Genomic DNA, 13,958 nt, shown 5'->3' with positions numbered 1-13,958 from the left:
TGTCACAGGTGATTCGGGTTGTGAATCCCCTGTTTCGATTTTTTCATCAGTAATTTATGCGCGTCCTGATCCGCGTCAGCGCCAGGATTCCAGCGCCTGATTTCGCGCGACGGTCTGTTCTTTCATGCAGGTCCAGTAGAACATCGGCGCAGCGCTGCCGCCGCCCGACAATTCATTGTCACAGGTTGCGTCTCGGGCCTTCAGCCAGGCGCGTTGTTCGGTCAGAAGGGCATCACCGTCGCCGCACGCATCGGCTGCGGGTTTGATCTGAGCCCACAGCCGGTTGAGTTCGCGATCTGCGACTTCCCATTGTTCTTTGGCGCAGAAACTGGCGTCAAGCTGGGTCTGGCCGCCGCAACTGGATTGAGCTACGGCAGAGCAGGGCAGGTTCATTAGGACAAGAAGGTAAATTGGCTTCACGGTAATATCCCCCGTTCAAAAGGGGATACTACCATGGACCATATCAGGCGATCAAAGGCGGCAAGCGGTGCTTACTGATCCAGCGCAGCGACACCGGGCAGCGTTTTGCCTTCCATCCATTCCAGAAACGCGCCACCCGCGGTCGAGATATAGGTGAAGTCCTTGGCGGCACCCGAGGCGTTCAGGGCCGCAACTGTGTCTCCACCCCCGGCGACCGAGATGAGCTGGCCCGAACGGCTAAGCGCGGCCGCCTTCAAGGCGGCGGCATTGGTGGCGGCGTCGAACGGTTTCAGTTCGAATGCGCCCAGCGGTCCGTTCCAGATCAGGGTTTTGCTTTTTTCGAATATCTCGATGATCGCGGCCACGCTTTCGGGGCCAGCGTCCAGGATCATGCCATCGTCGGGGCATTGATCCGCGGGCAAAACCTGATGAGGGGCATTGGCTTCAAACGTTTCGGCAACCACGACGTCACGTGGCAGAACGATCTGACAGCCGGTGTTTTCGGCTTTGGTCAGAATTTCGGCTGCGGTGTCTTTCATCGCCGTTTCGGCCAGCGATTTTCCGACGCTGACACCTTGCGCGACGAGGAACGTATTGGCCATGCCGCCACCGATCACCAGATAATCTACCTTGTCGATCAGATTGCCCAGCAATTCCAGCTTGGTCGAAACCTTGGCCCCGCCCACAACCGCTGTCACCGGGCGTTTGGGCGCGCCCAACGCGCTTTGCAGTGCCTGCAACTCGGCCTGCATCAAACGACCGGCGCAGGCGGGCAGCAGGCGCGCGATGGCCTCGGTCGAGCTGTGGGCCCGGTGCGCCGCTGAAAACGCGTCGTTGCAGTACACGTCACCCAGCCTGGCCATACCTGCGGCCAGATCAGCATCGTTCTTGGTTTCGGCCGCGTGAAAACGCGTGTTCTCGAGCAACAGAACCTGGCCGGGCTGCAACGCCTGTGCCGCCAGTTCGGCCTCGGTTCCGACACAGTCGGCGGCAAACAGGACTTTGGCGTCAAAAGCGCTTTCGAGGGTCGGAACCAGTTGCTTGAGCGACAGGTTCTCGCGCCGCTCTCCTCCGGGGCGACCGAAATGGGCCAGAAGGATCGGTTTGCCGCCTGCGGCCAGAATATCGCGCACCGTCGGCACGATTCTCTGGATGCGGGTGGCGTCGGTCACAACACCGTCAACCACGGGCACGTTGATATCCACACGCACAAGTACGCGTTTGCCGTTCAGGTCCATATCGTCCAGTGTTTTCCAGCCCATTGTGCGATCCTTGTCATTGGCAAATGATTTAGGCGGTTCTTTTCCTGCAATTTGCCCTCAGGTCAATGCGTCACTTGGCATTCGTACGCGTGCGTCATAGGTATTTGCGCAAGATAAACGACAGGAGGGCCTCATGGCCGAGATCAAGGATCCCGAAAACACGATCATCATCGAGCTGAAAGACGGCAATGTCTTCATCGAGCTGCTGCCGGATGTGGCGCCTTTGCACAGCGCGCGGATGAAAGAACTGGCCCGCAGCGGAGAATACGACAACGTGGCCTTTCACCGAGTGATCGACGGCTTCATGGCCCAAACCGGTGACGTGCAGCATGGCGACATGGAAGATGGGTTCAACCTGCGTATGGCGGGGACCGGCGGTTCGTCGCTGCCGAACGTACCGGCAGAGTTCTCCAAGTTGCCCCATGATCGCGGTACGCTGGGCGCGGCCCGGTCGCAGAACCCGGATTCGGCCAACTCTCAGTTCTTCATCAACTTCAAGGACAACCACTTCCTGAACGGTCAGTACACCGTTTATGGCCGCGTCATCGAAGGCATGGAGCATGTGGACGCGATCGTTCGTGGCGAGCCGCCTGCGAACCCCGACCGCATGATCAGCGTCAAGGTGGCCGCAGATGTATAAGCTTGCCGCCACCTTTGCCTTGCTGGCAAGCCCGGCGCTGGCCAGCGGTTTGCAGATCGAGGTCGAAGGGGAAGGGGCCAATGGCACGATCTCCATCGATCTGTTCGAAGATGTCGCGCCGAAGCACGTGGAACAGATCACGGTACTGGCTGCGGACGGCAAGTATGATGGTGTGGTGTTCCACCGCGTGATCGAAGGTTTCATGGCCCAGACCGGCGATGTTCAATACGGCAATTCCACCGCGAACGGCTTTGACATGCGGTATGCCGGGCGTGGTGGGTCAGACCGCCCGGATCTGCCGGCTGAGTTTTCTGATCTGACCTTTGATCGTGGCGTGGTCGGCATGGCCCGGTCGCAAAACCCGGATTCAGCCAATTCGCAGTTCTTTATCATGTTCGAACCCGGCCCGTTTCTGGATGGCCAGTACACCGTGGTCGGTCAGGTGACCGACGGGATGGACGTGGTGGATGCAATCAAACGGGGGCATTCCCAGACCGGAGCGGTTACGGGACAGCCCGACGTAATGAAAAAAGTCACCGTCACCGAATGAACCGAAACAGCCCGGCGTTCCAAAGAGCGCCGGGCTGTTCCTTATGGTCGATTGAACGAAACTCAATCGTCTTGTGACATCGCTTTCCAGATGACAGCACCGATCGCGCCGCCGATCAGCGGGGCCACCCAGAACAGCCACAGCTGTGACAGGGCAGGGCCGTCGGCAAACAGGGCGACGCCTGTGGACCGGGCCGGGTTGACCGAAGTGTTGGTGACCGGAATTGATACCAGGTGGATCAGGGTCAAGGCCAGACCAATTGCGATGGGGGCGAAACCAGCCGGCGCCTTGTCCGAGGTTGCACCCAGGATGATCAGGATGAAGAAAGCGGTCATCACGATCTCGATCACCAGAGCCGACATCAAAGAATACCCGCCGGGTGAGGCCTCACCATATCCGTTGGACGCAAATCCCCCGACGCCGGCGAAGTCGGGCGCGCCGCTGACGATCAGATACAGAACCACTGCGGCGGCGATGGCGCCGATGACCTGAGCGATCCAGTAGGGCAGCAGATCCTTTGCCGGAAACCGTCCGCCAATCATCAGGCCCAGGCTGACCGCTGGATTGAAGTGCCCGCCCGAGATATGGCCAACCGTGTAAGCCATTGTCAGAACCGTCAGGCCGAAGGCGAAGGAAACGCCAAGCCACCCAATGCCGACATCTGCAACGCCCGCTGCCAATACGGCACTGCCGCAACCTCCGAGAACCAGCCAGAAGGTGCCGAAGAACTCGGCCAGTAGTTTTGATGACATGAAATTTCCTCCACAATGCAATGCGCTTAAGCGTAGTTCATAAATTAACTTTTGTTAAATTGTGCCGAACGGGGAATTTTCCCGGCACCCTCGCACCAGGGGTCGAAAAGCCCTTAGTGCCATTGAGCAGGATCCAAGTGGAACAGCTTGGACAGTTGCTTGTAAACCTCCGGGTCCGACCTGCGCAGGGCTTTTGGTCGCTCAAAGAACACTTCAACCGAAACGGCGAAAAACTCCTCGTGCCCTTCCGCACCATAGGGGTCGATTACGGTTGGCTGCCCGGATTCGACGGCGCGGACATGCGCGTCATAGGCTGTCAGGAATGCGGATTCCCATTCTGAAAAGCTTTGGTCGTCGCTAAGTACGGGCACTCCGTTGGCCGACCCTGTCAGATCGTCGATCTGGTGGGCAAATTCGTGAAACACAACGTTTTGGCCATCATGATCGTTCATGGCCCCGCGCTGGCTATGCGCCCAGGACAGGATCACCGGGCCGCGGTTCCAGCTTTCCCCTGTGCGCACGATTTCCTTCTCGGTGACGACATAGCCGCTGTGCCGGCTCTGCCTGGATTTGAATGCGCTGGGATAGATCAGAATGGTGGTCAGGTTGTCATACCAGAGATCGGTATTCACAACCAGCAGACAGGCTTGCGCGGCGATGGACAGTTGCATGTCTTCGGTAACGTCCAGGCCGTCACACCCGATGAATTCAACCTGATCAAGGAACAGGTTGATCTTGCCCTCCAGCTTTGCGCGCAGGCCGTGCGGCAGTTTCCGCAAGATCGGGACCTGAGTGTCGACAAGCTGCCTTTGTTTGTCAGTCAACGGCGCGGTCAACAGGGCGTGGCGCGCCTGTCGTTTGGACCAGAAGTAAAAGACCAGACCTGCGGCGATCACCGCAACAAGTGTCAGAAAAATCAACATGACCCGACCCTAGCGTGATCCCGGCGGGATCAAAACAAGTTTCCCGGGTACAGGCTGTGGCGCAAAAAAGAAACGCCGCTGGTCTCCCTGCGGCGTTTCCGATCTGACCTGAAGGGTCGAATTATTGTTTGACGTCTGCTGCCGGGTTCGATCCGGCTTTGGCGCTGCGGCCCGGATTCAGCGGATCGTCCTGGCGCTGTACAGACCCTTCGAAATGCGCTCCGCTTTCGATGGCGATGGTCTTGTGGATGATGTCGCCTTCGACACGTGCGGTCGATGTCAGACGCACCTTGAGGCCACGTACGCGACCCACGATACGTCCGTTGATCACGACGTCATCTGCGGTGACTTCACCTTTGATCGTTGCCGATTCACCAATGGTCAGAAGGTGAGCGCGGATGTCGCCTTCGACTGTGCCTTCCACCTGTATGTCACCGGAGGTTTTGATATTGCCAGTGATGTGCAGATCCGAAGACAAAACCGACGCAGGTGGCTTGGGCTTGGGTGCAGTGGCAGGTTTCGACTCGGTCGGTGCAGGGGCCGCTGGGGTCGCCGGAGCGGCTGGTTTGGCCGCCTCGGGTGCCTTGGATGCGGGCTCGTTGATTTTGCTTTTAGAAAACATTTCTCGCAGCCTTGATGTAAGTCATTGGGTTTACGGGTTTTCCGTTCACGCGCACCTCATAGTGCAGATGCGTGCCGGTCGACCGTCCGGTGCTACCCATATCAGCAATATGATCCCCGCGCGAGACCCTTTGACCAACCTTCACGTTGATCTTGGTGTTATGAGCGTAAAGTGTCTCAATTCCGAATGCGTGCTTGATTTTCACAAGCCGTCCGAAACCGGATTGCCAGCCTGCATGGGTAACGACGCCGTCTGCGGTCGCAAAGATATCCGTGCCTTGCGGCCCTGCGAAATCGACCCCGTTATGCATCCGGCGACCACCGGTTTTGGGGTCGCGCCGGCTGCCATAGCCGCTGGTGAAACGCACGGCCGAATGTACAGGATTGGCAAAGGGGGCCTTTTCCGCCGCAAGTCGGTAAAGGTTCAGCTGATCCATCTGTTTCAGCAATGTATTCGCGCGGGCTTCCTCGGCGGACAACTCGTCCACCTCACCGCGCGTGCTAAGGGATAAAGGGGTCAGCGGACCGCCCATACCGCTGTATCCGCGCCGAACCTCTTCGATGATACGGTCTGTTGGCATTCCCGCCTGACGGAACATCTTGTCCAGCGGCTCGACCGAGATCACCATGGCCTCTTCCAGCTGCCGGAAAATCTCGTCGCTGCGTTCCTGCATCAGGCGGATTTCCAGCTCAAGATCATCGCGCTGGTCCAGTGCTTGCCGGGCGTCGGCGGCGATCTGATCGCGTTCCTCGGCCGTACGCGCCAGAGCGTCCGTCATGAAACCCATCTGTACCGGCGCGCTGGAGGCCGTTACGTACATGTCAGCGTTGCTGTTTTCCTGCTTCAGCGCCGCCAGTTCCTTCCGCGCATCTTCCCGCTGTTTCATGGTTGTGCGCAGCGTGGTCTGAATGACTTCGATCCCCGTCTCAAGTTCGCGACGGCGGTTTTCCGAGGCCAGCAGTTCGGACTGCATGGCGGATATCTGTTCCAGTGCGGCGTTGAAACGATCCTGAGCGGCGAGGGCTTCCTGCGCACGGGCGTCGCGTTCTGCGGACAGGACATTCAATCGTTCCTGATAGGTTGCCTGGTCGCGTTTCGCCTGTTCCCGGAAGTTGCCCGAACCGATGCTGTCCATAAGCAGAATGGCAGTTGCGACCGCGGTCCATCCGACCATGACGGCAACACCGGCCACCGCGACCACCTGCGTTTCCGAGCTGAGACGGATAAAACGTGTATCTTTGTCAGACTTCAGAAAAACCCGGCGTTCCGGAAAGTACCGTTCAAATGCGGAGTGTATTTTTATTGCCAGACGTGTTCGCACGCGTCCTACCTCTCATCCCCAAGATCGGGCCCGGTCGTGAGTGCCGGCCGCTCCTTGGGCCGACTGCATAAAGGGCAGGCAGCGTTCGGGCAAGTTTGTTGATCAGTCTGGCGCCAACTGCGTAGAAATCCCCCCAAAGATCGGCGGGAAATTGCCGAAAAGCATGTTGAGGCGTCAGCTCGTGATTTCGCCAGGCGCGGGCAGGTCTTCGGTCAGCGGCCAGTAGAAATCGGGCGGCAACCCGGCCTCGGCCCGTTTTTCCTCGTTGAAGGGTGGTTTGAGGACGCCGTGGAAATACCGGCGTACCAATGCGTGAAACACGTCCTTGGGGTCCGTGTTTTCCCGGCCGCATAGGAAGTGAAACCACTTGGACCCATAAGCGACATGGCCGACTTCTTCGGCATAGATCACCTCAAGCGCCGCGATGGCCTGCTCAGACTTGGCCTTGCGAAAAATCTCGATCATGCCGGGGGTCACATCCAGACCACGCGCTTCGAGAACCATCGGAACGACCGCAAGCCGTCCGATCAGGTCGTCTGCGGTGTCTTCGGCCGCGCGCCACATGCCCGAATGGGCGGGCAAGGCGCCATAGTGGCTGCCCATCTGTTCCAGACAATCGCAGACCATCTCGAAATGGCGCGATTCCTCTTCGGCGCATTTTACCCAATCGTCATAAAACCCGATCGGCATCGGCACATGGCCAAAGCGGGCAATGATATCCCAATGCAGATCGACGGCGTTCAGTTCGATATGCGCCACGGCGTGCAAAAGGGCGATGCGGCCCGCCTCGGTGCCCGGTTTGCGCTTTGGTACCTCGCGCGGAGACAGGAGTTCTGGCCGTTCCGGGCGCGCGGGTCGCAGCGGGGGTGACGCCGTCCCGATCTCGATCGGGGGCGCGTCGCCCTTGCGCGACGCAAACCACGCGGCGGCGTGCTGTTTGGACAGGGCGGTCTTTTCCCGACCTTCTGCCGTTGCAAGAACTTCGGTCGCCATCTGGGTCAGCGATTTGGACACCATTATTCTCCGCCTGGTTGATCCTGTGGCTCTTAAACCGGATGGCGACCGTGGTCGAGGGCGTTACATCGCGCGCACGGCTTCCAGCACCTCGTCCACGTGGCCGGGAACTTTGACCTTGCGCCAAACGCGGGCAATTTTGCCTTCGGGGTCGATGATGAAGGTCGAACGCTCAATCCCCATCGACTTGCGCCCGTACATGTTCTTTTCGACCCACACGCCGTAGTCTTCACAGACGGTCGCGTTCTCATCCGACAACAGCGGTGTTGTCAGCCCATGTTTGGCGACGAATTTGTCATGTTTGGCGACGCTGTCGCGCGAGATGCCGAAAACTTGTGCGCCCGCATCGGCAAAGGCCTGAAGTTGTTCCGAGAAACCGATGGATTCCTTGGTGCAGCCCGGCGTATCATCGCGGGGGTAGAAAAACAGAACCACGGTGCTACCGCGCAACGCCGAAAGCGTCACCTCGCCGCCGCCGTCGCGCGGCAAAGTGAAGTCAGGGGCGATGTCTGAAACGTCGGGCATTGGAAACTCCGCTAAAGGTTTTTAAAGGCTGCCTGATATCATAGGGCAACGCGTGCGGGTTGGAAGGCGTGGATAGCAATTTGAAGCAGCACGAAGACGACGACGGAGCACAGCCCGTTAAGCCCGCGCGCCGTCGGTCTCGCCGCCGGGCCGCTGGTCTGTGGGCCATGCGCGGCACTTTCGTGCTGGTACTTCTGGCGCTGTTCACCGGTTTCATGGTTGTCGGACAACGAATGCACGCACCCGTCTGGCTGCGGGACAGGGTCGAAGCGCGGCTTGAGCAGGCTTTGGGCGGGCTGCAAATCCGGTTTGGCGATGTGAGTTTCATCATTCACGAGGGATGGCGACCCCGTCTGCGCTTGACCGATGTGGCCATCAGCGACGCTGAGGGTCGGCAAATTGCGCAGGTGTCCGACATGCGCGCCAGCCTGGCCATGCGCCCCTTGTTGCGGGGGCACGTCCGCCCCAAAAGGATAATTCTGAGGGGTGCGCAGATCGCCGTGACCCGGGACAAGGACGGGGCGCTGAGCCTTACGGTCGGGTCCGGCAGCGCACCGGTGCAGGAGGCCCCGAACCTGGCACAGCTTATCGAGGCTTCGGATCAGGTTTTCCTGTCTCCGGCCCTGTCGGCGCTGACCTCGGTCGAGCTTGATGCGATCACACTGGATTATCGCGATCTTCGGCAGGGGCGGTCCTGGATTCTGGACGGTGGGCATATTCAAGCCAACCGAAGCGGCAACGAAGTGCGCTTGGCAACCGGGTTTTCGGTTCTGGCGGGGCGTGACTATGTCAGTGCCATCGAGGCCAATTATACAAGCGTTCTGGGCACACCTGCCGCACAATTCGGAATCTCGGTCACCGATCTTCCGGCCGAGGACATCGCGGGCCAAACGCCTGCCCTTGCCTGGTTGCAGGTTCTGCGGGCCCCGATCTCGGGTGCCTTGCGCGGTGGTGTCGACGAAAACGGAGCGATCGGAACTTTGTACGCCACGCTGAATCTGGGGGCGGGGGCGGTGCAGCCAAACCCGGAAACACGCCCGGTTCCCTTCGAATCCGCGCGCACCTATTTCACCTATGATCCCAAAGGTCAGATTCTGGATTTCAACGAAGTTTCGGTGGTCTCGGCCTGGGGTGAGGTTCAGGCTGACGGAAAGGCGTATCTGGAAGGTGCAGAAGATGGCGTGCTGGACAGCCTGTCTGCACAGTTGCGGCTGTCCGGTATCAACGTGAACCCGGCAAACCTGTTCCCGCAACCTATTCAGCTTTCGCGGGCCAGCCTGGATTTCAAGATGGTCCTCAACCCGTTCCAGCTGCATCTGGGTCAGATGACCATTGAAGATCCGGGTCACACGGTGCGTGCCTTTGGCGTCCTGACCGGGCGGCCGGATGGCTGGGCCGTCAAGCTGGACGCACACCTGGATCAAATGACGTCGGACAAGGTTCTGGGATACTGGCCCGAACGTCTGGCCCCGAAACCGCGAGAGTGGGTGACCGAAAACCTGTACGAAGGGGTTCTGTCGGATATGGACTTTGCCCTGCGCCTGCTGCCCGGATCGAAACCGGATCTATATCTGGATTTCGGATTTGAAAAGGCGAAGATTCGGTTTGTCAAAACGCTGCCGCCGATCGAAAAGGCGCAGGGTCAGGCCAGCCTGATCAACAGCAGGTTCACGGTCACTGCACAGCAGGGTGTTGTGATTGCGGATGACGGCGGTGCTGTTGATGCGTCGGGGACGTCCTTCATCATACCCGACACGGATATCAAGAAATCCGCGCCTGCGATTGCGCGCATTCAGGCCAAAGGCAGCGTGACGGCCGCGTTGTCGTTGTTGGACAGGCCTCCGCTGGAATTGCTCAGCAAGGCGGGGTTGCCCGTTGACGTAGCGAAAGGAACGGTGTCGCTGGCGGGAACCCTTTCCTTGCCTTTGAAAAAGGGTCTCAAGTTTGACGAGACCGAGTTCCATTTCGACGGAAGGTTGGCCAACCTGTTCAGTGACCGCTTGGTGCCCGGATTTGACGTTAGTGCTGATCTTCTGGACCTTTCTGGTGATCAGTCCGGCGTTCAGATTCAGGGGCAGGGGCAGTTCGGGGATGTACCGCTGACGGCGCTCTGGCGGCAGCCTATAGACGGCAAGTCGGATCAGCGAAGCACCCTGACCGGTCAGATCGAGCTGTCGCCGCGATTGATGGATGAGATCGGCGCCGGCCTGCCTCCGGGGATGCTGACCGGCAAAGGGATTGCAGATATCACGTTGGGGCTCGGCGCCGGGGTTGCCCCGAAATTATCCGTCACATCCGATTTGCAGGGGGTCGCGCTGGCCATACCCGAACTTGGTTGGAGAAAGGGGGCCAATTCGACCGGCTCTCTGACGGCCGAAGCGACTTTGGGATCGCAGTTGAAGGTGGATAGCCTGCGCTTGAATGCAGCCGGATTGCGTACATCAGCCTCCATTACGTTTCGCGAAAACGGCGAATATGACCGGGTTCGCTTCACCTCTTTTGACCTCGGCGACTGGCTGGCGGTCCCGGCAGAGCTGATCGGGCGCGGAAACGCCATGCCGGATATCCGTGTGCTTGGCGGCGTCCTTGATATGGGTCGCGCGAATTTCGGCGAAAGCGGCGGATCGGGCGGCGGGGGCGGCGCCGGGCCTAAACTGGACGTGGCTCTGGATCGCCTACAGGTTACGGAAACCGTCGCGCTGACCGGGTTCCGGGGCGCATTTCAGACGACCGGCGGAATACAAGGGAACTTCACCGCGCAGGTCAATGGCGGCGCGCCGGTCAGGGGGCAGGTCAGCCCCAGAGGGAACCGAAGTGCTGTTGACCTTACGTCGCAAGATGCGGGGTCCGCGCTGCGATCGGCCGGAGTACTGACACAGGCGCGGGGCGGAGAAATGAATCTCAAGCTCGAACCTGTGACGGCACCGGGCAGCTATGACGTGATACTGAAAATCACCAACACACGGATTACCGACGCCCCGGCCATGGCGGCCTTGCTGAATGCCATCAGCCTTGTGGGCCTGTTGGATGAAATGGCGGGGCAGGGTATCTTTTTTGCAGCAATCGACAGCCGGATGCGTGTCACCCCCACAGACATCAAAGTGCTAAGCGGCAGTGCCGTCGGCCCGTCGATGGGCCTGTCTTTTGATGGCACCATCGATACGGTGAACGGATTGCTGAACCTGCGCGGTGCGATCTCGCCCATATACCTCCTCAACGCAGTTGGCAGCGTGTTTACGCGCAAGGGCGAGGGCGTCTTTGGCTTCAACTACACTCTGACCGGCCCGCTTGCCTCGCCCAAAGTGTCGGTAAATCCGTTGTCCGGTCTCGCACCTCTGTTCCTGCGCGACCTGATGCGCGCCCCGGCACCCAAAGTTCAGGATGGTCCGAACGCAGTGCCGCAGAAACCGGATGAACCCAAACGCACATTCGGCTCATCCCCAAGTGACCGCTGACAGGATATGGCCGAATCTGATGCAGGGTTGTAAGGCGCGGGCATGAAACTCAGCGATTTTGATTTCCATCTGCCCGAAGACCTGATCGCCACGCGGCCGGCCAGCCCGCGTTCCTCTGCACGTCTGCTGGTGGCGCAGGGGGATGCAATCACGGACAGCCATGTTTTCGACCTGCCCGATTTTCTGCGGCCAGGTGACCGGCTGGTGTTGAATGACACACGGGTCATTCCGGCGCGACTGAACGGCCGACGCCACCGGGACAGCGCGCAGGGGCCGGTTTCCGCAGGGATCGAGGCCACTTTGCTTGATCCACAGGCCGATGGCACGTGGTCTGCGTTGATCAAGCCGCTCAAGAAGGTGAAGCTTGGGGAAGAGATTGTCTTCTCGGACGATCTCAGCGCCACGCTGGACAGGGTTGCGGATGGCCAGGCTTATCTGCGCTTCAATCTCAGCGGCGAGGATTTCGACGCGGCGCTGGATCAGGCCGGAGCAATGCCTCTGCCGCCCTACATCGCAGCCAAACGTCCGGCTGATGAACGGGACAAGACGGATTATCAGACCATCTGGGCAAATCACTCCGGCGCCGTGGCCGCCCCGACCGCATCATTGCATTTCGATGAGGCGCTGATGAGGGCGCTGGCCGAGCGAGGTGTAAGCTTCACGCATGTGACGCTTCACGTGGGGGCAGGGACTTTTCTTCCGGTCAAGGTTGAGGATGTCACAACACACAAGATGCATGCTGAATGGGGGCAGGTAAGCCCCGACGCCGCCGCTGAGATACAGGCAACCAAGGTCGCCGGCGGGCGGGTGATCCCGGTGGGGACAACGGCTTTGCGACTGATCGAAAGTGCGGCAAGGTCAGGAAAGATCGAACCCTGGGAAGGCGAAACGGATATCTTCATCTATCCCGGTTTTGAATTCCATGTCACTGACGCATTGATGACCAATTTTCATCTGCCGAAGTCCACGTTGCTCATGCTGGTTTCGGCACTGATGGGGCAGGATCGGATGCGCGATGTCTACGCGCATGCCATCGCCCGGAAATACCGGTTCTTTTCCTATGGCGACGCGTCGCTTTTGATCCCTTGAGAGGCGCGGAAACAGCATCGCGGATCGGGAATGTCGTAGACAAGCGCGACGTAGGCGGTCTTTGATCGCAGAACGACACTAAAATCAGGTTGGCACTAGTCGGAGGCCCCAATGATTCAAGTCCTTTCCAGCGCATGGGCGCTGCTGCTCGGCATGGGGTTGCTGATGGTCGGAAACGGCCTTCAGGGCACGATTCTGGGTGTGCGGGGTGAGATCGAAGGCTTTTCGACCCTTGAGATGTCTTTTGTCATGTCGGCCTATTTTCTGGGCTTTCTGGGCGGCTCACGCCTTGCGCCCGAGATGATCCGGCGCGTTGGCCACGTGCGGGTCTTTGCGGCACTTGCGTCATTTATTTCGGCCGTGATGATCATGTATCCCATGCTGACCAACCCGATCGCGTGGGCTTTGGGCCGGGTGGTGATCGGGTTCTGTTTTTCTGGCGTCTATGTCACTGCCGAAAGCTGGCTCAACAATGCGGCCAGCAATGAAAATCGCGGGCAGGCGCTGTCGCTCTATATGATCGTACAGATGACGGGGATCATCAGTGCGCAGGCGCTTGTTCTTGTCGGCGACCCGGCCGGTTACGAGACGTTTGTGATCGCCTCGATCCTGGTTTCAGTGTCCTTCGCACCGATTTTGCTGTCGATCTCGCCGACACCGGCCTTTGATACCACCAAACCGATGACCTTGAAGAAACTACTGGAAACCTCGCCTCTGGGCTGCGTGGGCATGTTTCTTCTGGGGGGTGTGTTTTCCGCGCAGTTCGGCATGGCGGCGGTGTATGGCGCCCGGGCAGGGCTGTCGCTTGTTGAAATTTCGACCTTCGTTGCGGCGTTTTATATCGGCGCTGTGGTTCTGCAATACCCTTTGGGCTGGTTCTCCGACCGTATGGATCGCCGCTTTCTGATCCTGCTTGTGGCGCTCGCCGGTGCCGGTGGCGCAACGATCGCTATGATGATGGGGGGATCGTTTCCAATTCTGCTTGCTTCGGCTTTCCTGATCGGCGGTATGTCCAACCCGCTATATTCACTGCTGATCGCGCATGCGAATGACTTTCTGGATCACGAGGACATGGCGGCCGCATCCGGTGGGCTGGTATTCATCAACGGTCTGGGCGCGATTGCCGGGCCGGTGATCACCGGCTGGCTGATGGGGGATGCCGTATTCGGGCCACCGGGCTTTTTTCTCTTTATTGCGGCACTGTTACTCGCAATGGCACTTTACGCCCTGTATCGGACGACGCAGCGGGCATCGATACCCGTGGACGAAACCGGCACAATGTCGACGCTGTATCCAACGGCCTCGCCAGTTGCGTTTGAAGTGGCACAGGAAGTCGCCATCGAAGCCGCCGAGGCCGAACAGGCTGAGCAGGAAGATGCCTAGGA

General features: G+C 59.4%; 13 protein-coding genes. 5 read left to right on the top strand and 8 right to left on the bottom strand.

Annotated features, from left to right (window positions below; genetic code table 11):
* Nucleotides 1-75 precede the first annotated feature (75 nt).
* Both GS620_RS04830 and pgk read right to left on the bottom strand, forming a co-directional pair.
* Nucleotides 76-420 (bottom strand): lysozyme inhibitor LprI family protein, encoded by a 345-nt coding sequence (locus GS620_RS04830; RefSeq protein WP_171614346.1) that lies wholly within the window; start codon nt 418-420, stop codon nt 76-78.
* A 71-nt stretch (nt 421-491) separates the two neighbouring features.
* Nucleotides 492-1,682: a phosphoglycerate kinase gene (gene pgk / locus GS620_RS04825; protein WP_171614344.1), complete on the bottom strand. Its 1,191-nt coding sequence runs from the start codon at nt 1,680-1,682 to the stop codon at nt 492-494.
* Between the two features lie 133 nt (nt 1,683-1,815).
* Here pgk and GS620_RS04820 point away from each other — a divergent pair, with 133 nt between their 5' ends.
* Both GS620_RS04820 and GS620_RS04815 read left to right on the top strand, forming a co-directional pair.
* On the top strand, nt 1,816-2,322 hold the full coding sequence (locus GS620_RS04820; protein WP_171614342.1) for a peptidylprolyl isomerase: 507 nt from the start codon (nt 1,816-1,818) through the stop codon (nt 2,320-2,322).
* On the top strand, nt 2,315-2,872 hold the full coding sequence (locus GS620_RS04815; RefSeq protein WP_152458297.1) for a peptidylprolyl isomerase: 558 nt from the start codon (nt 2,315-2,317) through the stop codon (nt 2,870-2,872). Before GS620_RS04820 ends, GS620_RS04815 begins: the two co-directional genes overlap by 8 nt.
* A 62-nt stretch (nt 2,873-2,934) precedes the next feature.
* Here GS620_RS04815 and aqpZ read toward each other — a convergent pair whose 3' ends face one another.
* The 6 genes from aqpZ to GS620_RS04785 all read right to left on the bottom strand — a co-directional run bounded on the left by aqpZ (nt 2,935) and on the right by GS620_RS04785 (nt 8,029).
* Entirely contained in the window at nt 2,935-3,624 is a 690-nt protein-coding gene (gene aqpZ / locus GS620_RS04810; RefSeq protein ID WP_171167669.1) for an aquaporin Z, read from the bottom strand.
* Between the two features lie 113 nt (nt 3,625-3,737).
* Nucleotides 3,738-4,547 (bottom strand): zinc-dependent peptidase, encoded by an 810-nt coding sequence (locus tag GS620_RS04805; protein ID WP_171614340.1) that lies wholly within the window; start codon nt 4,545-4,547, stop codon nt 3,738-3,740.
* 121 nt (nt 4,548-4,668) lie between these two features.
* Nucleotides 4,669-5,169, bottom strand: a complete 501-nt coding sequence (locus tag GS620_RS04800) for a polymer-forming cytoskeletal protein (protein ID WP_117868644.1) — start codon at nt 5,167-5,169, stop codon at nt 4,669-4,671.
* Nucleotides 5,159-6,490 carry a DUF5930 domain-containing protein gene (locus GS620_RS04795; protein ID WP_171614338.1) on the bottom strand — a complete coding sequence of 444 codons (1,332 nt, stop codon included), beginning with the start codon at nt 6,488-6,490 and terminating at the stop codon, nt 5,159-5,161. Before GS620_RS04795 ends, GS620_RS04800 begins: the two co-directional genes overlap by 11 nt.
* Before the next feature lie 174 nt (nt 6,491-6,664).
* Nucleotides 6,665-7,507 (bottom strand): ferritin-like domain-containing protein, encoded by an 843-nt coding sequence (locus tag GS620_RS04790; RefSeq protein ID WP_171614336.1) that lies wholly within the window; start codon nt 7,505-7,507, stop codon nt 6,665-6,667.
* 60 nt (nt 7,508-7,567) lie between these two features.
* Complete coding sequence (locus tag GS620_RS04785) at nt 7,568-8,029, bottom strand: peroxiredoxin (protein ID WP_171614334.1); 462 nt, start codon at nt 8,027-8,029, stop codon at nt 7,568-7,570.
* A gap of 80 nt (nt 8,030-8,109) precedes the next feature.
* On the opposite strand from GS620_RS04785, the gene GS620_RS04780 reads away from it, so the two are divergent.
* The 3 genes from GS620_RS04780 to GS620_RS04770 all read left to right on the top strand — a co-directional run bounded on the left by GS620_RS04780 (nt 8,110) and on the right by GS620_RS04770 (nt 13,956).
* Complete coding sequence (locus GS620_RS04780) at nt 8,110-11,484, top strand: DUF3971 domain-containing protein (protein WP_253283787.1); 3,375 nt, start codon at nt 8,110-8,112, stop codon at nt 11,482-11,484.
* Nucleotides 11,485-11,526: 42 nt separating this feature from the next.
* Nucleotides 11,527-12,573, top strand: coding sequence for a tRNA preQ1(34) S-adenosylmethionine ribosyltransferase-isomerase QueA (gene queA, locus GS620_RS04775; protein ID WP_171614330.1), 1,047 nt, complete (start codon nt 11,527-11,529; stop codon nt 12,571-12,573).
* A 111-nt stretch (nt 12,574-12,684) separates the two neighbouring features.
* Entirely contained in the window at nt 12,685-13,956 is a 1,272-nt protein-coding gene (locus tag GS620_RS04770) for an MFS transporter (protein ID WP_171115435.1), read from the top strand.
* Nucleotides 13,957-13,958 lie beyond the last annotated feature (2 nt).

Source organism: Ruegeria sp. HKCCD6428 (assembly GCF_013110595.1).
GTDB lineage: Bacteria > Pseudomonadota > Alphaproteobacteria > Rhodobacterales > Rhodobacteraceae > Ruegeria.
The sequence above is the reverse complement of the archived record's forward strand: the minus strand, read 5'-3'. Positions and strand labels throughout refer to the sequence as shown.